This window comes from Paraglaciecola sp. (assembly GCF_039943935.1).
In the GTDB taxonomy this organism is placed as follows: domain Bacteria; phylum Pseudomonadota; class Gammaproteobacteria; order Enterobacterales; family Alteromonadaceae; genus Paraglaciecola.
In genome coordinates, this window is sequence record NZ_JBDUZQ010000020.1 from 78,708 (window position 1) to 101,998 (window position 23,291).

Consider the following 23,291-nt stretch of genomic DNA (forward strand, 5'->3'; position numbering starts at 1 on the left):
ACTTGATTATGGCTGAAGCAGCCCAGCAAGAAACTCATGGATTTCAAACTGAAGTAAAACAATTACTTCAATTGATGATCCATTCCCTTTATTCAAATAAAGAAATATTCCTGCGTGAACTTGTCTCAAATGCAGCCGATGCAGCTGATAAGTTACGTTTTAAAGCACTATCAAATGATAGCCTATATGAAGGTGATGGTGATTTACACGTTAAGCTAAGTATTAATAAAGACGCAGGTACAATAACGATTGCTGATAACGGCATTGGTATGAATAAGGCTGATGTCATTGAGCATTTAGGTACCATTGCTAAGTCAGGTACTAAAGAATTTTTTGGTAAGTTATCTGGCGATGAAGCTAAAGACTCTCAGTTAATTGGCCAATTTGGTGTGGGCTTTTATTCTGCTTTTATCGTAGCTGATAACGTAACGGTACGCACTCGTGCAGCCGGTGATGATGTTAGCAATGGTGTACAGTGGGAATCTGCAGGTGAAGGCGAATTCACTATTGCTGATATTGAAAAAGCAGATCGTGGCACAGAGATCACTTTACACCTAAAAGAAGACGAAAAAGAATTTTTAGACGATTGGAAGCTACGTTCAATTGTCAGTAAATATTCTGATCACATCAGCATCCCAGTTAAAATGTTTAAAGAAGAAGTACCAGAAAGTGAAGGCCCTAAAGGTCCTGATGGTGAAGAGGGTGAAAAAATCCCAGCCGTACCAGCTTTTTGGGAGGCGGTAAACAAAGCGACTGCTTTGTGGACACGTGATAAGTCAGATGTCAGTGAAGAAGAATATAAAGAATTCTATAAGCATATTTCTCATGATTTTAGCGACCCTTTAACGTGGTCCCACAACAAGGTTGAAGGTAAAACTGAATACACTAGCTTGTTGTATATTCCATCTAAAGCTCCTTTTGATATGTGGAATCGTGATCAAAAACACGGCCTTAAATTATACGTGCAACGTGTATTCATCATGGATGAAGCCGAGCAGATGTTACCGACTTATCTGCGCTTTGTTAAAGGTTTACTAGATTCTAACGATTTACCATTAAATGTATCTCGAGAAATCTTACAAGACAACAAAGTTACTCAAGCAATGCGCCAAGGTTGTACAAAACGTGTATTACAAATGCTTGAGAAAATTGCCAAGAAAGACCCAGAAAAATATCAAGAGTTTTGGGCTGAGTTTGGTAATGCCTTGAAAGAAGGGCCAGCTGAAGATCATGCAAACAAAGAAAAAGTTGCTGGTTTAATGCGTTTTGCTTCAACCCACACAGACTCTGAAGCTCAAACAGTTTCTCTTGCTGATTACATTAGTCGTATGCAAGACAAACAAGAGAAAATTTACTACATTACCGCAGATAACTATCAAGCTGCAAAGTCTAGTCCTCATTTAGAAATCTTCCGTAAGAAAGGCATCGAAGTGTTGTTAATGGCAGATCGTGTTGATGAATGGTTAATGTCTCATTTAACTGAATTTGATGAGAAATCATTCCAATCTATTACTCATGGAGCATTAGATTTAGGTGACTTAGAAGATGAAGACAGTAAAAAAGCGTTAGAAGAGGCCGAAAAAGAAGTTGAAGGGCTAATCGACCGTGTTAAAGCAGTATTAGGTGATAAAGTTAAAGAAGTTAAGTTTACACACCGTTTAACTGACTCTCCTGCATGCATAGTTGCTGATGAACAAGGCATGACCACTCAAATGATTAAGCTAATGCAAGCTGCAGGTCAGCCTGTTCCTGAAGCTCAGTATCACTTTGAAATCAATCCAGAACATCAGTTAGTCAAATTGTTAGCAGACGTTCAAGATGAAGAGCAATTTTCACAGTGGACCGATGTACTTTTCGACCAAGCTGCATTGTCTGAGCAGGGCAGTTTAAAAGACCCAGCAAGCTTTGTGCAAAACTTGAACAAGCTACTAGCAAGCTTAGCTAAATAAGCCTTTAAAAGGCGAGTTTAATATTGTAAAAACGAGCCTAAGGGCTCGTTTTTGTTTTAAAAGCTCAAAAGTAGAACTAATACGACCTTTGTCTTATATATAAGGTGTATTATTGTTGTAACATTAAAGGTGTATGTGTAAAGTTCCTGCTTTACTTTTTTAAACGCAAATATTATTCAGAGGACACAGCATGCGTATTATTCTTCTTGGTGCTCCTGGTGCAGGTAAGGGTACTCAAGCCCAATTTTTGATGGGAAAATTTGGCATTCCACAAATCTCTACTGGAGATATGTTACGAGCCGCAATTAAAGCAGGTACAGAACTTGGTTTGGCTGCGAAGAAAGTTATGGATGAGGGTAAGCTCGTTTCTGACGAACTTATTATAGGTTTAGTAAAAGAACGTATTGCACAGGCTGATTGTGAAAATGGATTTTTACTAGATGGTTTTCCTCGTACAATTCCTCAAGCTGATGCCATGAAAGAAGCGGGTATCAAAGTAGATCACGTTATCGAATTCGATGTGAATGATGAAGTCATTGTTGAGCGTATGAGTGGTCGTAGAGTTCATTCAGGCTCAGGTCGTGTATATCATTTAGTATACAACCCTCCTAAGGTTGAAGGTAAAGATGATGAAACTGGTGAAGAGTTAGCTATTCGACCTGATGATCAAGAAGATACAGTACGTAAGCGTCTCGGTATTTACCATGAACAAACTAAGCCTTTGGTAGACTATTACACATCAGAAGCGGATTCTGGTAATTGTGAGTATCATAAATTAGATGGTACGGCACCAGTTGATAATGTAAGTGCTGAGCTAGCGACTTTACTAGCTTAATCCGTAACAGAAAGAACGCTTGTATTACAGCCCACATATTGTGGGCTTTTTTTATTATTTGAAAAATAAAATATGTACACCCATTATCGTTTTTTATGTCAGTTTCCTAGGGATGTATCTACTTTAAACATGCTTGTTTTATATAAGTAGTTTGTCAGGTAAATTGGACAATGGTGTTGTGTGATTTTGGTATCCTTTTTCTATCAATAAAAAACGGCGCTCACTAGGCGCCGTTATGGTTTACACACAAAATCGGGAAGGGGAGAGGCTTATTCGTTATTTTCGATAAGCTTACTACCAATCTCTATTTTTCTTGGCTTCTTCGATTCAGGAACGACTCGTTCTAAATCTACATGTAATAGGCCATGCTCTAAGTCAGCAGCAAGTACTTTGACGTGGTCTCCTAATTGGAATTTACGTTCAAAGCTTCGCTCTGATATGCCTTTGTGTAAAAATTTCCGTTCTTCTGGTTTGGTGTTGTTGGCACCTTCTTTAGGCGCTTTAGTACCAATGACTTGTAAGGTATTCTCTTGAACTTCAATACTTACTTCATCTTTGGCAAAACCTGCTATAGCCATAGTGATACGGTATTTATCCTCAGCTAATAATTCAATATTGTAAGGAGGGTAAGATGATTGTTTTTCGTTTCTTGAAGCCGTATCAATCATAGACGCTAAGTGGTCAAAACCAATGAATGAACGGTAAAGTGGAGATAGATCGATGTTACGCATAAGTATATCCTCATAAATTAAGCAATATAAAAAAGTTAAGTGCCCCGAAAAATCGGCGGCGTATTGGTATAGCTTTCCATGTCACCTTCCCACTATGGGAGTACCTACTTAATGTTAAGTCTGGTACTGCAAAAACACCTCTTGTGTTTTTGTGTCAACCCTTGCGGCGTCGACATAATAGATATGTAGATAAGCTGATTTTTTTCAATGTATATAAAGTGAAAAAATTTAACTTTATGTTTAAGTGCATGATAAATATAAAAAATTATATTTTTTATTTTAAGGCTTCTTTCACTGCAGCCAATGCATGAATGCTTGTTGTATCGTATAGGGGGGTAAGAGTATGCTGTTTTTCAATCAATAATCCAATTTCTGTGCAGCCTAAAATGACGCCTTGGGCTCCTCTCTCAACTAGGTTTTCAATGATGTCGAGGTAAGCTATTCGCGAAGACTTTGACACCTTTCCTAAGCATAACTCCTGATAAATTATAGAATGGATGACAGTCTGCTCTTCATCTGAGGGAACGATTACATCTATGTCATAATGTTTGATAATGCGCTGTTTGTAAAAGTCTTGTTCCATAGTGAATTTTGTACCTAACAAACCTACTGTGGTAATTTTGTCTGTTGTTAGTTCTTGGCCTGTTGCATCTGCAATATGTAACAAAGGGATACTGACTGATGCTGTTACATAGTCGGCAACTTTGTGCATAGTATTTGTACAAATAAGAAAAAAGTCTGCTCCTGCGGCCTCTAATGAGCGAGCGGCATCGGCAAGTATTTCTGCCGTTTTTTGCCAATCACCACTGTGTTGCAGGGATTCAATTTCAGCGAAGTCGACACTGACTAGGATTACTTTAGCTGAGTGTAATCCACCCAAACGCTGTTTTATTGCTTGGTTAATCTTTTGATAATAACTCGATGTTGACTCCCAGCTCATGCCACCAATTAAGCCTATAGTTTTCACTTCATTTCCAAAGCTTTAGACATTTACGAAGTACGATAGCGTGATTTAGATCAAAAAAAAACTGGTAAATAGTTACCAGTTTTTTAAAGGAGAGAGTTGGCTCAGTTTAGTGAGCAACAGCCTCACTTAAATACTTATTAAAGCTATCTTGGTTCGCTTCTTTTAAAGCAACACATTGACTCGACTTAGATAAGGTAATCTCGTAACTTCTAGCCATTCCCTCAAAGTGGTCTTTTTTGTCGGCATAAAAATGTTTTGCCGCCTCAATATCTTTTTTATTGCAACTCGTTGATAAGTATTCCGGAAAATGCGCGACATGATAGGCTGGCATTTTTTGGGTTAGGGCATTAAAGTGTTTGTCTAACCACTGATAAAACATATTTTTGTTTTCTAAGTCGCTGATAGCGCGGCTGACAACTGTAATGGTATTCGCTGGTGTTACATATTCAGAGAGAGCAAAGTCTAGTGTTCTTTTGATATGTTCATCATCGCTAAAGATCATTGCATTGGCTAAGGTCCCTCTGACTAATGCGTCGGTATTGTTGATATACAGATCTTTCATCTTTTGAAACCAGTCACCTTGACTATGTCTGGCCATAGCGGCAAGTGCCTTAGTAGCGATATTTCTTGGCACACTTGTAGGGTCTGACATGTATTCTTCTGCTAATGTTTTGTTTATTGCGATCATGCTTTGAGTATCTGAATATCGACTTAGCACTCCGTATACAGCACCACGTAAACGAGTCGTGTCAGTAGAGTCTTGAGGTTGGTCATTTGTGCCTAGACGTTCGAACCAAGGAGTAAGCTGTTCAGTGACAAAGTTTGCAAATAAATCTTCATTGTTCTTGTCTACTAAGTATAAGAATTGATTTAACGTTGAGACAACCGCGCTGCCAATCATAGGATCTTCATCGGCAATTAATGTATTAAGTACAGCCATCATCAGGGTTAAGTCTGCTTCACCTGCGGCGAATAAAGCTTCTGTGTTATACAGAAGTGATTTTTTTTCTCTAGCGTTCAGTGCTGATATATCTTCTAACAAAGCATTAAGTTGTTGTGGTGATACCTTCCAGCGCATGTATCCCATGGCGTTGTCATTCGGGAAAATCCAATCGGCTTCTGACAATTCGTTAACTTTGGTTTTAGCTGAGTTTAAAAATAAGTTTGTACGAGCGATTTTACCGTTTTTCTTGTAGCTAATAGACAGAGGAACAATCCAAGTTTGCTCTTTTACCTCAGCTCCTGATAGGTGATAACGGCTCTGACTAATCTCGCCGTTAGTTAAAAACGAAACTAAGGGGTAGCTAGGTTGTTCAAGGTAGGTTTTCATCATAGCAGGCACATCGAAGTCAGCTACCGTAGATAAAACTTCCCAGAGGTCTCCAGCTTCAGCATTGCGCCATTTGTTGTTTTTCATGTAGGTTTGTACGCCCTTTTGGAACGACTCTTGGCCCACCATAGATTCAATTAGTTGCAGAATAGACTCACCCTTACTGTAGTTTAGCCCGAGACCATCCATAACATCGCTTTGACTTTTAACCACTTTTTTTACAGGTTTTACCGTGGGGCTAGAGTCTGCTCCAAATGCTCGTTCTTGTACTAAGCTACCTTTAAAGTTTTGCTCTGGGTATAAATCCATCATCACTTTACTGGCCATCCATGATGCAAACGCTTCGTTTAACCAAAGATCGTCCCACCAAGCCATAGTTACTAGGTTGCCATACCACATATGGGCAAGCTCGTGGGCAATAACATTAAGGGTACTGCGCTGCTCAGCAACACGAGGTTCATCTTCTAGTAGCAAAAGACTACTGCGGTAGGTGACTAGGCCTACGTTTTCCATCGCGCCATACGTAAAATTGGGAACCGCTACAAAATCAAGTTTTTCATAGGGATATGGAAACCCAAAATAGTTTTCCAGGTTCGCCAAAATCCTTGCAGTGTGTTTTGCTGCAAATTTAGTGCGTGATGCTTGACCTTTAGGGGTGTAGATTTTGCCTGGCACGTGAAGGTTTGGAATATCATATGAGTCGAGCTCACCCACAGCCAGCGCGATTAAATAAGTCGGCATAGGTTTGGTTTTTTTAAACGCTACAGTTTGCCAACCATCCTTTACCTGACGGGTTTGGACAGGAGTGTTAGATAACACCGTATGTTTTTCTGGTGATATGATGGTCATTTGGTAAGGAATTTTAAATCCTGGTTCATCAAAACTAGGAAAAGCTTGTCTGGCGTACATGTCTTCAAATTGGGTAAAAATGTAATTTAACCCTTCAAATTTTGATAAATATAAACCATCTGATGTGTTATTAACGGAACCGCTGAATACTATATGTAATTTGTAGCGATTGGCTGGGATAGTGTGCTGTGCTTTACCTTGTTGTATATCATACTCATGTGAGGAGACGTTCAATGGAATCCGCGTATCTTTATCAATCAACTCAGCCTTTTGAATCTTTAGAGCTTTTTGATAAAACCCAATGGTGTCAGTCTGCCTGATGACATCTATGGTAATGGTGGTTTCACCACTAAATGTTGCTTGGTCCGGATCGATGTTCAACGTGATTTGCTGAAAGCTTGGGTTGATATACTTAGATAATCTGTATTGTGTATCTTGTGCAAAGGCATCAACTGCTGTGGTAGCCAGCAGTAAAAGCCATAAACCAAAGGGTTTACATATCATAATATTTCCCTGAATATATTTTTGTAGTAAATGCTGATTTAAATCAGTCGCTGCACCTTAGATAAATCGTTATAAATTGCAAATATAAAAACGTAAAAAAGTGTGTTGTAGATTGGGTAAAAAAATCAAAAGCAAAAAAAGGGCACCTAAGTGTCCAACATGTACCCCTTAAACATTATTGGTTTTTAATTAGGAAACTCATAACTTTCTAAGGTTTTACGCAAAGATAGTTTGTTGAGCTTGCCGGTTGCGGTATGCGGAAGTTCATCCATAAAGACAACGTCATCAGGCATAGACCATTTGTGTAATTTATCTTTTAAAAAGCTTTTTACTTCTTCGGTCGTTACTTGTTCGCCTGCTTTTTTCACTGCAATTAACAAAGGGCGTTCGGTCCATTTTGGATGATAGCGGCCTATAGCAGCGGCTTCTGCAATGGCTGGATGGCTGACCGCTGCATTCTCAATTTCAATTGAGCTGACCCATTCTCCCCCTGATTTTATGACATCTTTGGTACGATCAGTGATTTGCATATAACCCTGTGGGTTAATAGTGGCCACATCTCCAGTATCAAACCATCCCTTTTCATCTACAGGGCAGCCTTGGCTTCCGGGCTCTTGGGACATGCCATAATAGCCACTAGATACCCATGGACCTCTTACTTTAAGTGCACCAAAGGCCACGCCATCCCATGGGAGTTCGTTGTTGTTTTCGTCTACTATACGCATCTCAAGTCCAAATACGCCTCTGCCCTGCATACATTGAATGTCGATGATTTCTTCTTCTGACAGGTCTTCCATCCCTGATTTACGACAAAATATGGAGCCAAGTGGGCTGGTTTCTGTCATTCCCCAACCTTGAATAACTTCAACTTTGTGGGCATGTTTGAAGCGTTCAATAACCGTACGAGGACAGGCCGCACCACCCACGCTAACACGCTTTAATGATGAAATGCTTTTGCCTGTTTTTTGAAGATAATCGAGTAATCCTAACCAAATCGTAGGAACGCCTGAACTAAAACTGACTTTTTCTGATTCGATTAAATTCTGCAGTGTTTCTCCATCGGCCATTTTAGGTCCTGGCATCACCATTTTTGAGCCTGCCATTAGAGATGCATAAGGTGCCCCCCAAGCATTAACGTGAAACATCGGAACAATAGGAAGCGTGGTTTCTTTATAAGATGCTGCGACTGCATCGGGCATGCTTCCACCCCATGCGTGTAAAAGTGTTGAGCGGTGACTATAAACCACACCTTTGGGGTTGCCTGTTGTTCCTGAGGTATAACACATGGCACTGGCTGTGTTTTCATCGAACTCGGGCCATTCAAATTCTGAGGACTCTTCACTTAATAATGTTTCGTAACACATCACATCTTTCAAGGACGTATCTGGCATATGGGCTTCATCCGTTAACACAATATATCCCTCAACCTTGGGCAAGTGTGCTTGCAGTGCTTCAAGTAAAGGTACAACTAATAGATCAACAAATATAAAGCGGTCCTCAGCGTGATTGATAATATAATTAACTTGCTCCGGAAATAGCTTGGGGTTGATGGTATGGCAGACCATGCCACAACCCGATACTGCATAGTATAGCTCTAAATGGCGATAATCATTCCATGCTAGAGTGCCAATGTGGTCTCCGAATTTTGCACCTATTTTGATTAATGCATTGGCCAGTTGGCGGCTACGGTTAGCAAAGTCTTTGTAGGTATGTCTGTGCCTAGGGTTATCTGCGGTGACTGATACTATTTCTGTTTCAGGAAAGTTTCTATCAGCATGTCTGAGGATAGAAGATATCATCAGTTGGGAGTTCATCATTAAGGCTTTCATAAGGGCTCCTTGTAAATAATTTGAATTTTTTATCCGTTATATTTTGTTTAGTTTGTGTGTCTACCAAGCAGACACACCACCATCAATCGCAATTGTTTGTCCTGTCATGTAAGAGTTGCCGGGTGATAGCACCAACAACATGGCATTAACTATTTCTTGCGGATCAGCGAGGCGTTTAATGGGGGTTCCCCGGGCGAGTTGCGCCTGTCCTTCTGTAGATGCCAAATGACCCAATATTGCGGTTGGGCTGTAAAATGGACAGATAGCGTTACAACGAATGCCTTTTCGGGCGTACTCAACTGCTGCAGTTCGAGTGAGTCCTGCAACTGCATGTTTGGCTGCGGCGTAGGCTCCACCTTTAGGCGCTCCCCCTATGCCAGCCATCGAGCTTAAGTTTAAAATGTGGCCTTCACCTTGGGGGAGCATGGCAGCAATTTGGTATTTCATGCCGTAAAGAACGCCTTTCACATTGACGTTAAATTGGCTATCCATGGTGTCTTCTGACAGTAAATGTAAAGGTGTCATTTCGTGTGCAATACCGGCGTTATTCACACCAATATCCAGTCGACCAAATTTGTCGATTGCAGTATCGACTATGGCTTTACATTCATGCTCTTTAGCGACATCGCAAAGAATGGTGACTACATTATCTTTGTTATCTACTAAATCGAGTGTTTCATCTAGACTTTGTTGGTTAATATCGCTTATCACTAGCTTACAATTCCTACTTGCCAAACCCTGTGTTAATAAACGCCCAAAGCCACTTCCGGCTCCGGTAATTGCGGCTACTTTGCCGCTGAAATCTAATAATTCGTCCATTTTTATCGTCCTGTACTACTGAGTTATTGGGTTAGAAGACATGAATTCTAAAAGTACTTTGGCGAGTGTTTCTCCTTGGTCTTCTTGTAAAAAATGACCACCGTTTTTAATAGTAGTGTGGTTTTGTCCGGCACAACCTGGAATGAGTTTCTGAATTATTTTGTCTCCACCTGCTGTAACAGGATCAGAGTCACTGAAAGCGGTTATAAAAGGATTGTTGAATGCTTGTAAACTTTGCCATGCTAAGCGGTTATTGGCGCTTTGGGGATCATCGGGACTCGTCGGTACTAATAATGGAAACTGCCTAACGCCTGCTTTATATGATTCGTCAGGAAAAGGAGCATCATATGCTGCTAGCACATCTTCGCTTAACTCATTGATTGTGGCCCCCTTAATGATCCCCGATACTGGAAAGACATCTACTTCTTGTGAAAATTTTTGCCAGCTTAAAAACGCTTCACTGGGTGGGTTGTCGCCTGTTGGCAGCATAGTATTTGCAGCTAAGACTCTAGCGAACAATTTCGGGTGTTCAGCCACTAAACGTAAACCTAATAAACCTCCCCAATCTTGGCAAACTAAGGTGATATTATTGAGTTCTAGCTGCACCAATATCTGACGAGTCCAGTCAAGGTGACGTTGATAGGTGTAGTCTTCTCTTTGAGTAGGTTTATCTGATTTTCCGAATCCAATCAAATCTGGCGCAATCACCCTGTAACCTTTAGAAGCTAGAGGTCCTATCATTTTTCTATATAAATAACTCCAGCTAGGCTCGCCATGTAACATTAAGACTACCTCACCATTTTTAGGACCATCGTCAACATAGTGAAGGTTTAAAGAACCGCTCTCAGTATCCTCAACACTCAAATAGTTAGCTTGATATTGATAATCAATAATGTTCTTAAAACTTTTGCTTGGCGTGGTTTTAAAATGCACGTTCAACTCCGAGGTGTGAATTTTTTGTAAGCAAATTGTTATGATAGAGAATCAAAAGCAAGCTATAAAGTCAACTAGTGCAAAGTGATGAAATGTTATTGATTTAGTGAATATATGGCGTTTTCTAAAGTATAATTGTAAATGTAGTGTAATAAACTAGGGTTATTCGATTGTATAAAATCAATAAATTAGAATGATTTACTTAGGTGGCCTAATATTTTGCATTCACTTTCCACTTGCATAGAATTTTTATGAATCAACATGACTCACAAGCTGTCGCCTATGAAGTAATTGAAACACCAGCTTCAAAAAAAGTGACCATCTTATGGATGCAAAACCCTCCCGTTAATGCTTTATCAAAGCCTGTCAGAGTAGGTTTGCTTGAAAACTTAAATAGGGCAATGGCAGATGACTCGGTTGATATTATTGTTATTTCATCAAAGCAGAATGTGTTTTCGGGTGGCGCTGATATTAGTGAGTTTGCAAGTGGTGATTTAGAGCCTAATTTGCCAGTAGTATTAAATGCTATTGAAAACTCGTTTAAACCAGTGGTAGCTGTATTAAATGGTCCCGCTTTTGGTGGTGGGCTTGAAGTCGCGCTGGCATGCCATTATAGGGTTACTTTCGCAAGTAACAAAGTAGGGTTACCTGAGGTCAACTTAGGTATTTTACCTGGCGCTGGGGGAACTCAACGTCTTCCTAGGTTGGCAGGTGTTCAGCAAGCACTAGATATGATTGTTTCGGGGCGTCCTGTGGCAGCTAAAAAGTTGACTGGTGTATTTGACCTTGTGATTGACGCTCCAGAAACTTTATTAAGTCGTGCCATAGGTTTTTGTGAAGACGTTGTTGCTAAAGGCAGTCAAGTCCGTAAAACCTGTGATGTGCAAGTTGACACAAGCCCTGCCCTGAAAGAGCTATTTGAACAATACCGTAAAGGTTTAGCCATAAAGGCTCGAGGCTTCTTTGCACCAGAACGTTGTATACAAGCCGTTGAGGCGTCAGTGACTTTACCTTTTGATGAGGGGGTAAAACGCGAAGGCGAATTATTTATGGAGTGTATGGGCTCTAAAGAAGCAAGAGCTCAGCAACATTTCTTTTTTGCTGAGCGATCTGCGTCTCATGTAAAAGACTTTGATAAAAACACCCCAGTCAGAGGTATTCAAAAAGTCGGCATTATTGGTGCGGGTACCATGGGAGGGGGCATAGCGATGAACTTTGCTAATGCGGGCATTCCAGTCATTATGCTTGAACTTCAGCAAGAGGCATTAGATAAAGGCCTGGCGCTTATCCGTAAAAATTATGAGAACTCAGCTAAAAAAGGGAAGTTAACCCAACAACAGATAGAACAAAGAATGGCTTTGCTGAGTGGGTCAACCGCTTATGCTGATTTGGGCGACGTTGATTTAGTCATAGAAGCTGTGTTTGAAAAAATGTCTGTGAAACAAGAAGTGTTTAAGTCTTTAGATGCGGTATGCAAACCAGGGGCAATTTTAGCTTCTAATACCTCTACTTTAGATATTGATGAAATAGCAAAGGCAACTAAACGCCCTGAAGATGTAATTGGTTTACATTTCTTTAGCCCTGCTAATGTAATGAAACTGCTTGAGGTGGTTAAGACCAGCAAAACCTCACCCGAAGTGATTAAAACTTCAATGAAAATGGCCAAGAAAATTAATAAGGTCGCTGTGTTAGTAGGCGTTTGTTTCGGATTTGTGGGTAACAGAATGATTGAAACCTACGGTCGTGAAGCTAACCGTATGATGCTAGAAGGAGCCACTCCAGAAAACGTCGATAAAGTTATCTATGACTTTGGTTTACCTATGGGACCTTTCACCATGGGAGATATGGCAGGACAAGATATAGGTGCTTTCGTACGAGAATCACGTCGAGAGTTTATCAAGCACGATCCAACCTATTGTATTTTAGCTGACAAGTTAGTTGAGCAAGGTCGAGTTGGTTTAAAAGCAGGAAAAGGCGTGTATTTATACGAAGCAGGTAATCGAAAACCCATTCCTGATCCCAGTGTTATGGCTCTCGCTAGGCAAACCGCCGTCGATTTAGGTGTGGCGCAACGTGAAATATCCGACCAAGAGATTATCGAACGTATTATTTTCCCAATGATCAACGAAGGTGCTTTGATTTTAGAAGAGGGCATTGCCGCTAAATCAAGTGATATCGATGTGATTTATGTATATGGCTATGGCTTCCCAGTATATCGAGGTGGTCCCATGCAGTATGCCGATGAAATTGGTTTGAAAACCGTATACGACGCCATGTGTAAATATCGAGATGAATTAGGCGAACATGGAAAAAATTGGTTTGAGCCAGCGCCATTACTGAAAAAATTAGCCGACCAAGGCAAGCGATTTTCTGACCTATAACCGCTCACTATCAAATAAACAAATTATGTAACCGATTAAAGAGAATATCATGAAAGAAGCAGTCATTGTATCAACAGCAAGAACTCCCATTGGCCGGGCCTACAAGGGTGCATTTAATAACTTAGAAGCACCAAGTTTAGGTGGTCATGCAATTCGAGAAGCTGTTAAAAAGTCGGGAATTGACCCCGCAAGTGTTGACGATGTCATCATGGGAAGCGCACTTACCCAAGGTAGTGGTGGTATGAACATAGGCCGATTAGCAGGCTTGGCCGGTGGCTTACCTGCATCGGTTTCTGGTATGACGATAGACCGTCAATGTAGCTCTGGAATGTACGCTATCGCGACTGCTGCAAAACATGTAATGACCGAGAATGTACCTGTAATGGTGGCTGGTGGGCTTGATTCAATCAGCTTAGTACAAAACAACTCAATGAACACCCATCGTATGGTTGACCCAGCTCTAGCCAAAATGCATAAAAATATTTATATGCCTATGTTACAAACCGCTGAAGTTGTGGCTGCCCGTTACGGTATTAGTCGTGATGTGCAAGACGAATATGCTTATCAAAGTCAAATGCGCACCGCTGCTGCACAGGCTGCAGGCAAGTTCGTTGATGAAATCGTGCCAGTAACTGCAACTAAAGTGCTTGTTGATCGCGAAACTAAAGTAGAAAGCTTCCAAGAAGTCACCTTAACTAAAGATGAAGGGAACCGCGCGGAAACTAGCCTAGAAGGTTTACAAAATTTACAACCGGTTATTGAAGGTGGGGTCATTACTGCGGGGAACGCTAGTCAACTTTCAGATGGAGCTTCAGCTAGCGTCTTGATGGATAGCAAATTAGCAGAGCAACAAAACCTTAATCCTCTTGGTGCTTATCGAGGCATAGCTGTAGCGGGGTGCGAACCAGACGAAATGGGTATTGGTCCAATCTTCGCTGTACCAAAATTACTAAGACAACACGGTTTGACCATGAACGATATTGGTTTATGGGAGTTAAATGAAGCCTTTGCTGTGCAAGTACTGTATTGCCGTGACAAATTAGGGATTGACGACAACATACTGAATGTAAACGGTGGCGCTATCTCAGTGGGGCACCCTTATGGGATGAGTGGTGCACGTATGGTTGGTCATGCACTTATTGAAGGAAAGCGCCGAGGTGCAAAATATGTTGTATGTACTATGTGTATCGGGGGGGGAATGGGGGCGGCTGGTCTATTTGAAGTTTACTAAATCCATTCTAGTGGCTTTTAATTCGTTTGTAATAAGAGCCAGTTGAGTCATATTTTTTAGAGGTAAGTTATGCAAGATTATAAAGCCCCACAGAAAGAAGCTTTGTTCGTAATGAACGAGTTACTAGGTTATGAAAAGCACTACGCCGACCTAGGGTTTGAAGATGCGTCTCCCGATATGGTTGAAGCTATTTTTTCTGAAGCAGCCAAGTTTGCAGAAAACGAATTAGCACCAATCAACGCTATTGGTGATAAAGAAGGATGTAAATGGGATGACGGCGTCGTCACCACCCCAACAGGTTTTAAAGAAGCCTATCAAAAATATGTTGAAGGCGGGTGGACAGGTATGACCCATCCAGAAGAGTTTGGTGGTCAAAACCTTCCATACTCTTTAGGTAGTATCATTGCAGAGTGGTTTTCTGCAGCCAATCACTCTTGGGCTATGTACCCAGGTTTGAGTCAAGGTTGTATGGAAACCCTCAAAGAATGGGGCACCCTTGAACAACAAAAAATGTTCTTGAACAACTTAGTAGCAGGTACTTGGACCGGTACTATGTGCTTAACCGAACCACACTGTGGTTCTGATTTGGGAATGCTTAAGTGTAAAGCAGTGCCCAATAATGATGGCAGCTATAGCTTGACGGGGACTAAGATCTTTATCTCTGCTGGTGAGCACGATATGTCTGAAAATATTGTACATATTGTGATTGCACGTTTACCAGATGCGCCAAGTGGTACGAAAGGCATTTCTCTGTTTGTTGTGCCTAAGTTTCATGCAGGCCTAGACGGTGAAAAACTAGATCGTAATCAAGTGTCATGTGGTTCTATCGAACACAAAATGGGTATCAAAGCCTCTGCAAGTTGTGTCATTAATTTTGATGGGGCAAAAGGTTATCTAGTTGGAACTGAAAACCGTGGTTTAAATTGTATGTTTACCTTTATGAATAGTGCTCGAATTGGAACTGGTCTTGAAGGTTTAGCAGCCTCTGACGCTGCTTTTCAAGGTGCCTTAGCTTATGCTAAAGACCGTTTACAGTTTAGGTCAATGAGCGGCGTTAAAAATCCAAATGGCCCTGCAGATCCTATTATTAACCATCCTGATGTACGACGTATGTTACTGACCCAAAAAGCCTTTGCCGAAGGCAATCGAGCCTTGGCTGTATACGCCATGCAATTAGTTGATGTTACCCATGCCAGTCAAGATGAAGAAGCGAAGGAGCTCGCTGAGGCCAAGTTGGCATTTTTGACCCCTATTGTGAAAGCATTTCTGACTGAAACTGCTCAAGAAGTCACAAGTTACGGTATGCAGGTTTTTGGAGGTCACGGCTTTATTGCAGAGTGGGGTATGGAACAACTCGCTCGAGATACCCGTATTTGTACTATGTACGAAGGGACGACAGGTATTCAGGCATTAGATTTATTGGCTCGTAAGGTCGCAGGCTCAAGGGGCAAGTTATTAAGTGTATTTACCGATGAGGTGAAAGAGTATTGTTTAAGTATCCGCGGTAAAAGCCAATTTAATGAATGGTCAAATAGCTTAGATAAACATGTTCACGAGTGGCATCAAAAAACTGAAGATATTATGCAGCGTGCAGCAAGTAACCCAGAAGAGTTAGGGGCAGCATCGGTAGATTATCTGATGTACTCTGGTTATGTAGTCGTGGGGTATTTCTGGTTGAAAATGGCTGTAGTGGCTCAGCAAAAAATTGATGACGGTACTGACGATGAAGAGTTTTATAAAGCTAAGCTTCATACCGCTAAGTTTTATTTTGATCGCCTGTTGGTGCGAACTCGGTCGTTGGCCTTGTCTATGGATTCTGGCGCTAGCAACTTAATGAGTATTGAAGAAGAACAATTTAATATTGTTTAAATAACAAAAGATTGGCCTAAGCCAACGAAAAGCTAAGCAGGGGACGTAAAGCGAACTTCGGTTCGCTTTTTTATTGGATTTAAATGTTTAGGTGAAGTGTATGAAACATCAATTTATTAAGATAGACCAAACTAATATTCACTATGTTGAAGGTGTGCCGAAACACGATCCCGCTGACTCAAATGTTCAAACTATGGTGTTCTTACATGGCTTCCCGGAATACTGGGAAACTTGGCATGCTCAGTTAGAATTTTTTAGTAAAACGTATCGCGTCATTGCCCCTGATTTACCCGGTTACAATTTAAGTGATAAACCTCAAGAGCAAGGTTTTTATGAAGTCCCTAACTTAATTCAATTTATAGCTACATTAATTCGACAGCTTGCTCCTAATCAAAAAATAATACTGGTTGCACATGATTGGGGCGGGGCAATTGCATGGCCGTTGACTGCATTTTACCCTCATTTAATTGAGCGCTTAGTTATTTTAAATGCTGCACATCCAAGCCTTTTTACCCGTGAAATGATCACAAATTCAGAACAGCGTAAAAAAAGTGAATACATCCATGAGTTGATTGGCGAAGGTGCAGTTACAAAGCTATCAGAGAATGGCTTTGAGTATCTTACTAACGAGGTGTTTACCGGCATGAAAGAGGGCGCACTCAATCAAGAACAGCGTCGGAAATACCTTACAGCATGGTCGCAGCCAGGTGCGGTCGCTGGGATGTTAAAATACTATAAATCCATGCCACAACTCGCCCCTTCGAAAAAACAAGTCTTGAAAACTGACGGACCAGTCATTGCATCAGCGGACATGAAAATTCCTAATATTCGTATAACCTGCCCAACCTAAATTTTATGGGGTGAACAAGATCAGGCATTTGTGACACAAAATGTCGATGGAATTGAAGAATATGTGCCAGACGTGAGGGTTATTCGGTACCCAACAACGAGTCACTGGATCCAGCATGAGGTACCCATTGAGGTAAACAAAGAAATTGCTGAGTTTATAACGCCGACCGAGTAAAAGTCAGCAAACGCACTTTTTAATTAATACTTTGCATGGTGCTGTGGTAAGTCTATGAGAACTAATACGGCAGCTTGGCCACCCCATTCTTTTGGCGCTTGATGAAACCCTAATACCGCTGGGTGTTGAATTAACCAATTGGGAACCGCTTTTTTTAGAGTGTAAGTACCTTTGCCATGCATAATACTCACACAATAAACATGTTGCTTTTGTGCTGCATGAATAAGTGCCGCCACTTCGTGTTTAGCCTCTTCTTTTTTTAAACCGTGTAAGTCTAATATTAGGTCTGGTGGATAGTCGCCACGGCGTAAGCGTTTTACTTCATGGGTGTCGGTGTCTGGCTTTATATATTTTAGGGGCTGATCAATTTCAAAATGGCCTTCAAAACCATCAGAAAACTCAAAAGCCGCCGCGGCTTGACGCATTTCAGCCTGAGAGGATTGATTTTTTTGCTTTGTATTCCAATTCTGCTTGCTGGAAAAGCGTTGAGGCGGTATTTTGTCCTGCTTTATTGGCGCGATATCTTTAAACTCTTTTTTAAAAAAGTTTTCTTCTTCGAAATCTGTGTGAGTTTGGTGACGAGATGGCGTGTTTTTCATTCATTACAAAATAAGTATCAATTTCCAAGTAGCATAACAAACATTGTTATATGAGAATATCGATAGAAACAGATTTAATAAGCGAGCTTATGAGCCAAAACACTTTTTCAGAGCAAAGTATTGAGCAAACCGCACAAGATTTACACACTATGTTAGATATGGTGCGTTGGTCTGTTAGTTGCTTTAATCAAGCTGGTTTGTTTTATGGTCATGGTACCGACAATCCTTGGGATGAAGCTGTTAGTTTAGTTTTGCAACTGTTACACCTTCCGCAAGAGTTACCATTACAAACGGGTGACCAATTGTTTCATAGCCGTTTAACTCAAGTTGAAAAACTGACTATTATGGAAGTGGTTAAACGTAGGGTTGAAGAGCGTATACCTGTTCCTTATTTAACCAATCAGGCTTGGTTTTGTAATTTACCATTTTATGTAGATGAGAGGGTGTTAATTCCTCGTTCTCCTTTTGCAGAGCTGATTCAAAATCAATTTGAAGATTGGCTGACAGACGACGAACCACAACACCTTTTAGACTTATGCACTGGCGGTGGTTGTATTGCTATTGCGCTTGCATATGCCTTTGAAGAAGCACAAGTCGACGCTGTGGATATTAGCCCTGAAGCCCTTGAGGTAGCAGAGCTTAATATAAATGAGCATGAATTAAGCCATAGAGTGTTTCCCATTTACTCAGATTTGATGGGTGCCCTACAAGGGCAAAAGTATGACTTGATTGTGAGTAACCCTCCGTATGTTGATGCTGAAGATATGGGGGATTTACCCGACGAGTTTCATCATGAGCCTGAACTTGCTTTAGCTGCGGGTAAAGATGGCCTTGATTTAGTGGATAATATATTACGACAGGCTCCCAATCACCTAACTGAAAATGGTTGGTTGTTTGTTGAAGTAGGTAATAGCGAAGTGCATATGTATACTCGTTACCCTGAGTTACCAATTCAGTGGGTACAGTTTGAAAATGGTGGGCATGGGGTCTTTGCGATAAGCAAGAAGCAATTAGTTGAATATTGGCGTGCGGTTGATCATTAAAATAGATATATACAGATTACAAATTTTTAAAATAGGAACAAAATATTATGGCAGGTAATACCTTCGGTAAATTATTTACGGTGACCACCTTTGGTGAAAGTCACGGTATTGCAATAGGTGGCATTATCGATGGTTGCCCTCCAGGGTTAGATATTTCTGAAGAAGATTTACAGGTTGATTTAGATAGACGTAAACCCGGCACCTCTCGTTACACTACGGCTAGACGTGAAGAAGATGAAGTGAAAATTTTGTCTGGAGTGTTTGAAGGAAAAACCACAGGCACCAGTATTGGATTGTTAATCAACAATACTGACCAACGTAGTAATGATTATTCTAAGATCAAAGATACCTTCAGACCTGGCCATGCAGACTATACGTATCAGCAAAAGTATGGACTACGCGATTATCGTGGTGGTGGGCGTTCTTCTGCTCGCGAGACTGCTATTCGGGTTGCCGCTGGTGGCGTAGCTAAAAAATACCTAAAAGAACATCACGGTATTGAAATTCATGGTTATTTGTCGCAACTAGGGCCCATCAAAGTAGAAACTGTTGACCACAGCATTACCAATACTAATGCCTTCTTTTGTCCTGATGAGAGCAAGTTAGAAGCCCTTGATAGTTATATGAGAGACTTAAAAAAAGAGGGAGACTCAATTGGTGCTAAAGTTTCAGTTGTCGCTACTAATATGCCAGTGGGTCTTGGCGAGCCTATTTTTGACAGACTAGATGCCGACTTAGCCCATGCCATGATGGGTATTAATGCAGTAAAGGGGGTTGAAGTTGGTGATGGATTTGACACGGTTGAACAAAAAGGTAGTGATCACAGAGATGTAATGACGCCTGAGGGATTTAAATCAAATCGTTCTGGCGGGGTGTTAGGCGGTATTTCCACCGGTCAAGACTTGTTAGTTAATATGGCCCTTAAGCCGACCTCTAGTATTTCTGTACCGGGTGAAACCATTGATATTAATGGGCAAACTGCAGAGGTCATTACCAAGGGAAGACATGACCCTTGCGTAGGTATTCGCGCTGTGCCAATAGCAGAAGCCATGATGGCTTTAGTATTAATGGACCATCTTTTAAGGCACAGAGGCCAAAATGCCGATGTGAAAAGTCAAACACCTACCATATCAGGACAGGTTAACTAGTCTCCCATGGGGGGGAGCTAATTTCCATTGTTTTTAATGGACTCAAACAACTCGTAGTTTGAGTCCATGAACTGATTCTACAATTGCAGTAACAGTCGAACTTCTACACATCCAGTTTGCTAATAAATAGCCCTTTTGGTTAGGTAAGAGCTATTTCTTCATATCTAGATTAACTAATTATTACAAAAGCCACTGCCATTGCCGCTAGATGCAACTTCGCCACTGAGTTGTTGTTCGATATTATTGACTCGGTAATCGATAAAAGAGGTGAGTCCGTAGAAGTTATCTACAGTTGAGTTTTGATTTTGCTGGTATTCGGAATATGTATAGAAAGCGCTGGGGTCATTCGCTACGTGCTCACTAATAAGTGCATCAATCTTAGCTACCCGTGCAGCAAAATTAGCACTTTCAAGAGGACCTTCAATAAGTTGAGTGAGGTAGTTATGATACGTATTTAGGTTGTCACTATTTGCAAATACTTTGGCAATTAGAGGTTTATCAGCAAGTGGCCCGTCTGTTGGCTCGTCTATATATAATTCGCGAATATCCGCTCTATTGCACCCCATACTAAAAGATCCAAAGGACTCGTTTAAATCCCATGGCAATATAGAGAATACGTTATCTTGTTCATATATATAGTAGTTATGGGCCAATGTACCATGATAGCTGTCTAAATTTGAAAGGGCGACACTGACAGACATATAACGTAGTACTGAGTCTTGGTTGATGACACTTAACCCATCACTAAACTCCATTTCGTACACAAAATTAGTAAATGCGCCATTATCAGAAGTGTCTTCATTAGTTTTTAGCTCAACTCCACTGTAGCTACTAAAGTCATCATCTATCCATTGTAAGTCACTACCAGTGCCGTCAGGCTTGTATAAATCACCTTCTTCATTGGTAAAATGTTTGGATATAAAGTCGCTGTTCACAAATTCTACTAATAAATACAACCCCTTCAATTCATCGTTAACATAAACATTTACATAGCTATGTTTTGGTGTTGCCACCCCCATTTCTTCTAATAAGTCATAGGCGATATACTCACGCATATAGGAGGGGTCGTTGTACATATTATTGAGTACGAATTTTTTCATACCTAGTAATTTTTGACCGCTTACATACTCGTTTATATCAATGTTAAAGCTATATCGGTCACTGTTTGAACGAACAACAGATTCTAAACTTGAGTTACCTTTAGTGCGAATCGCTACTTTGTCTAATGTCACACCTTTATACGTAACAGAGCTGAGGTGATACTCTTCGTTGATGGCGTTATCTAGCAAGTCTTGCCAGTCGTCTGGGTCAATTTCAAAATAAATTGACTCTACCGAGTCTTGTTCAAATATAGTGGGTTGCTGGTTTGGTTCACCCATGGTTATTGAAAGGGTGTTTTTATCCCAGCTACCGTCAGTTGTTAAGCCGAAACTATAGCCCGGCGAAACATCACTTTCTTGCCAGTCAATGTAATCAACGGTTTCTTCATTGTGAATTAAGGTGAGTTCATCTTCTTTGCCGAGCTTAAAAGGTACGTAGTAGTCATCAGGATCATCATCTACGGCGTAGATTACAATATGCTGTGCGGCAGCTAAGGTCACCTCTGGTAAAGTTATCGCTTCAATATCTTCACTACTATCAATGATCTGATAGTCACTTAATAAAATACTGGTGTCGCTGTTGTTATATAACTCAAACCAGTCATTACCTTCGTCAACATGAGTAGCGACCACTTCGTTTATGACCAAAGGACCTCTGGTCGCTAGTGTATTTGCCGTCACCGGTGAAGGAATAAGAGTCTCCAGTGCGTCGCTTCCGTCTGGGTAGCGGCCGTAACTTGTACCAATTAGTGCTGCACCTTTGTCCCAGCTTAATTGATCTATTAAGTCCGTATCTAGAAATAAGCTAACCTTGTCTGCAGAACCTAGTTTAAAGTCAACTGTATCAGCATCACTAATATCATCTGAGGTTGCGTATATACGATAAAACTCACCTGCTGCAATCGTTACATTTGGAAGGCTGAACAATTCACTGTCTTCATCTGATACTGAATAGTCTCCTAAAAATACAGGGAGGTTACCGGTTGCATAAAACTCTATCCAATCCTCACCCTCAGCAGAATCTTTGGCAACAATCTCGTTGATACGCAATTCAGCGTCGTTATTTGTGATGGTGTCCGTTACTACTACGGTTTCATTGAGCTCTTCGTTGGTAGCCCCTTCGGTTGGTAACATGGTTTGAGCTGTTCCTGTACCGTCTACATATAAACCATAACTGTAACCTTCTTCTGCATCGCCATCTTCCCAGTCTAATTGGTCTATTTGTTGCGAATTTTGATATAGCATTACGGCATCATCACCTCCTAACTTGAAAGTGACATAGTATTGGTTTTCTGGTGGCGTATCTTCTTCATCAATAGCTTGAATTACTAAGTATTCGCCTTGATCTAGGCTAATTGCAGGTAGTGATTGTGGTTCCCGATTAGTTTTGTCATCAGTAACGCTATAAACAGAAAGGTCGGCAATGTCTGCTAGGGCATAAAGCTCAATCCAGTCAGCTCCATCATCAATCGCAGATGCGACAACCTCATTAATGACCAATGTATAAGTTGTACTATCGGAACTACTTGAGTCGAGCTGACTTGAGTTATTATTCGATCCTCCGCAGCCTACTAATAACATAGCGCCGATAACAGAAGAAAGAGCGACAATTGATTTGTGTTTCATATTTTAGGGGCTCAAAAATTCTTAATAATTGCAAGTGATACTAAAAACTAAATGTGCAAAAAATGTGTAAATTTAGTGCAATAATTTTGTAATTATAGAGAGTTGTTTCTGTTGAATTGTTAACGACTATTTATCTTTATAGGTAAGCCAATGTTGTCAGTGAAAAGCGAAGTTAAAACTGATTCTGTAAGAGTGGGATGGACTGGATAAAACAATTAGCTTTGCGCTATTGCTTCTATCTTTAAATGTTGTTTGAAAGTAACGAACAATACATATTTATTAAAAGCTAAGGTCAATTTGCTAGAATACTTTCAAATTTAAGAAGTACTGGTTGTTGTTGAGCTTGATGAAGGGTATCAAAAAAACCTTGTTATGCACTGTTAATGATAGTTTTTTAGTCTTATGTAGAACTGGTTTGGCTTGGGTAAGGTCAACTTCACATAGTGTAATAATTTTAATGTTATATTTTTATGAATAACTTATTGAAATAAAAACCTTGTTAGACCAGTTTCATACACGATAGT

General features: G+C 40.6%; 16 protein-coding genes. 8 read left to right on the forward strand and 8 right to left on the reverse strand.

The window, feature by feature from the left end:
* Positions 1 to 8: 8 nt before the first annotated feature.
* Both htpG and adk read left to right on the forward strand, forming a co-directional pair.
* On the forward strand, positions 9 to 1,949 hold the full coding sequence (gene htpG / locus ABJD71_RS10825) for a molecular chaperone HtpG (RefSeq protein WP_348168721.1): 1,941 nt from the start codon (positions 9 to 11) through the stop codon (positions 1,947 to 1,949).
* Positions 1,950 to 2,139: 190 nt separating this feature from the next.
* Positions 2,140 to 2,784 carry an adenylate kinase gene (gene adk / locus ABJD71_RS10830; protein ID WP_348168724.1) on the forward strand — a complete coding sequence of 215 codons (645 nt, stop codon included), beginning with the start codon at positions 2,140 to 2,142 and terminating at the stop codon, positions 2,782 to 2,784.
* 269 nt (positions 2,785 to 3,053) lie between these two features.
* Here adk and ABJD71_RS10835 read toward each other — a convergent pair whose 3' ends face one another.
* The 6 genes from ABJD71_RS10835 to ABJD71_RS10860 form a co-directional block, all read right to left on the reverse strand.
* On the reverse strand, positions 3,054 to 3,515 hold the full coding sequence (locus ABJD71_RS10835; protein WP_348168727.1) for an Hsp20 family protein: 462 nt from the start codon (positions 3,513 to 3,515) through the stop codon (positions 3,054 to 3,056).
* A gap of 274 nt (positions 3,516 to 3,789) precedes the next feature.
* Positions 3,790 to 4,482 (reverse strand): aspartate/glutamate racemase family protein, encoded by a 693-nt coding sequence (locus ABJD71_RS10840; RefSeq protein WP_348168730.1) that lies wholly within the window; start codon positions 4,480 to 4,482, stop codon positions 3,790 to 3,792.
* Between the two features lie 106 nt (positions 4,483 to 4,588).
* Entirely contained in the window at positions 4,589 to 7,165 is a 2,577-nt protein-coding gene (locus ABJD71_RS10845) for a M1 family metallopeptidase (RefSeq protein ID WP_348168733.1), read from the reverse strand.
* 185 nt (positions 7,166 to 7,350) lie between these two features.
* Complete coding sequence (locus ABJD71_RS10850) at positions 7,351 to 8,994, reverse strand: long-chain-fatty-acid--CoA ligase (RefSeq protein ID WP_348168736.1); 1,644 nt, start codon at positions 8,992 to 8,994, stop codon at positions 7,351 to 7,353.
* Between the two features lie 60 nt (positions 8,995 to 9,054).
* Positions 9,055 to 9,813 (reverse strand): SDR family oxidoreductase, encoded by a 759-nt coding sequence (locus ABJD71_RS10855; protein WP_348168739.1) that lies wholly within the window; start codon positions 9,811 to 9,813, stop codon positions 9,055 to 9,057.
* A gap of 15 nt (positions 9,814 to 9,828) precedes the next feature.
* Entirely contained in the window at positions 9,829 to 10,746 is a 918-nt protein-coding gene (locus tag ABJD71_RS10860) for a haloalkane dehalogenase (RefSeq protein ID WP_348168742.1), read from the reverse strand.
* A 251-nt stretch (positions 10,747 to 10,997) separates the two neighbouring features.
* Here ABJD71_RS10860 and ABJD71_RS10865 point away from each other — a divergent pair, with 251 nt between their 5' ends.
* The 4 genes from ABJD71_RS10865 to ABJD71_RS10880 all read left to right on the forward strand — a co-directional run bounded on the left by ABJD71_RS10865 (position 10,998) and on the right by ABJD71_RS10880 (position 17,077).
* The gene (locus ABJD71_RS10865; protein WP_348168745.1) at positions 10,998 to 13,127 is read left to right on the forward strand and encodes a 3-hydroxyacyl-CoA dehydrogenase NAD-binding domain-containing protein; all 2,130 of its coding nucleotides are present in this window, start codon (positions 10,998 to 11,000) and stop codon (positions 13,125 to 13,127) included.
* 49 nt (positions 13,128 to 13,176) lie between these two features.
* Entirely contained in the window at positions 13,177 to 14,358 is a 1,182-nt protein-coding gene (locus ABJD71_RS10870; protein WP_348168748.1) for an acetyl-CoA C-acyltransferase, read from the forward strand.
* 69 nt (positions 14,359 to 14,427) lie between these two features.
* A complete protein-coding gene (locus ABJD71_RS10875; protein ID WP_348168751.1) occupies positions 14,428 to 16,227 on the forward strand; it encodes an acyl-CoA dehydrogenase C-terminal domain-containing protein in 1,800 nt (599 codons plus the stop codon).
* 100 nt (positions 16,228 to 16,327) lie between these two features.
* Complete coding sequence (locus tag ABJD71_RS10880) at positions 16,328 to 17,077, forward strand: alpha/beta hydrolase (RefSeq protein WP_348168754.1); 750 nt, start codon at positions 16,328 to 16,330, stop codon at positions 17,075 to 17,077.
* Positions 17,078 to 17,274: 197 nt separating this feature from the next.
* Here the strand turns inward: ABJD71_RS10880 and smrB are convergent, their stop codons facing one another.
* Entirely contained in the window at positions 17,275 to 17,850 is a 576-nt protein-coding gene (smrB, locus tag ABJD71_RS10885) for an endonuclease SmrB (protein ID WP_348168757.1), read from the reverse strand.
* 89 nt (positions 17,851 to 17,939) lie between these two features.
* Here smrB and prmB point away from each other — a divergent pair, with 89 nt between their 5' ends.
* Positions 17,940 to 18,893 carry a 50S ribosomal protein L3 N(5)-glutamine methyltransferase gene (prmB, locus tag ABJD71_RS10890; RefSeq protein ID WP_348168760.1) on the forward strand — a complete coding sequence of 318 codons (954 nt, stop codon included), beginning with the start codon at positions 17,940 to 17,942 and terminating at the stop codon, positions 18,891 to 18,893.
* A 47-nt stretch (positions 18,894 to 18,940) separates the two neighbouring features.
* Positions 18,941 to 20,041 (forward strand): chorismate synthase, encoded by a 1,101-nt coding sequence (aroC, locus tag ABJD71_RS10895; RefSeq protein WP_348168763.1) that lies wholly within the window; start codon positions 18,941 to 18,943, stop codon positions 20,039 to 20,041.
* Positions 20,042 to 20,214: 173 nt separating this feature from the next.
* Here the strand turns inward: aroC and ABJD71_RS10900 are convergent, their stop codons facing one another.
* On the reverse strand, positions 20,215 to 22,767 hold the full coding sequence (locus ABJD71_RS10900) for a CotH kinase family protein (protein WP_348168766.1): 2,553 nt from the start codon (positions 22,765 to 22,767) through the stop codon (positions 20,215 to 20,217).
* Positions 22,768 to 23,291: the final 524 nt, after the last annotated feature.

Excerpts from the sequence above, each read along its gene's own strand:
- smrB (WP_348168757.1), bottom strand. The coding sequence starts at position 17,850 with ATGAAAAACACGCCATCTCGTCACCAAACTCACACAGATTTCGAAGAA.
- ABJD71_RS10835 (WP_348168727.1), bottom strand. The coding sequence starts at position 3,515 with ATGCGTAACATCGATCTATCTCCACTTTACCGTTCATTCATTGGTTTT.
- htpG (WP_348168721.1), top strand. The coding sequence starts at position 9 with ATGGCTGAAGCAGCCCAGCAAGAAACTCATGGATTTCAAACTGAAGTA.
- ABJD71_RS10880 (WP_348168754.1), top strand. The coding sequence starts at position 16,328 with ATGAAACATCAATTTATTAAGATAGACCAAACTAATATTCACTATGTT.
- ABJD71_RS10875 (WP_348168751.1), top strand. The coding sequence starts at position 14,428 with ATGCAAGATTATAAAGCCCCACAGAAAGAAGCTTTGTTCGTAATGAAC.
- ABJD71_RS10900 (WP_348168766.1), bottom strand. The coding sequence starts at position 22,767 with ATGAAACACAAATCAATTGTCGCTCTTTCTTCTGTTATCGGCGCTATG.
- ABJD71_RS10870 (WP_348168748.1), top strand. The coding sequence starts at position 13,177 with ATGAAAGAAGCAGTCATTGTATCAACAGCAAGAACTCCCATTGGCCGG.
- ABJD71_RS10850 (WP_348168736.1), bottom strand. The coding sequence starts at position 8,994 with ATGAAAGCCTTAATGATGAACTCCCAACTGATGATATCTTCTATCCTC.
- ABJD71_RS10845 (WP_348168733.1), bottom strand. The coding sequence starts at position 7,165 with ATGATATGTAAACCCTTTGGTTTATGGCTTTTACTGCTGGCTACCACA.
- aroC (WP_348168763.1), top strand. The coding sequence starts at position 18,941 with ATGGCAGGTAATACCTTCGGTAAATTATTTACGGTGACCACCTTTGGT.
- adk (WP_348168724.1), top strand. The coding sequence starts at position 2,140 with ATGCGTATTATTCTTCTTGGTGCTCCTGGTGCAGGTAAGGGTACTCAA.
- prmB (WP_348168760.1), top strand. The coding sequence starts at position 17,940 with ATGAGCCAAAACACTTTTTCAGAGCAAAGTATTGAGCAAACCGCACAA.
- ABJD71_RS10855 (WP_348168739.1), bottom strand. The coding sequence starts at position 9,813 with ATGGACGAATTATTAGATTTCAGCGGCAAAGTAGCCGCAATTACCGGA.
- ABJD71_RS10865 (WP_348168745.1), top strand. The coding sequence starts at position 10,998 with ATGAATCAACATGACTCACAAGCTGTCGCCTATGAAGTAATTGAAACA.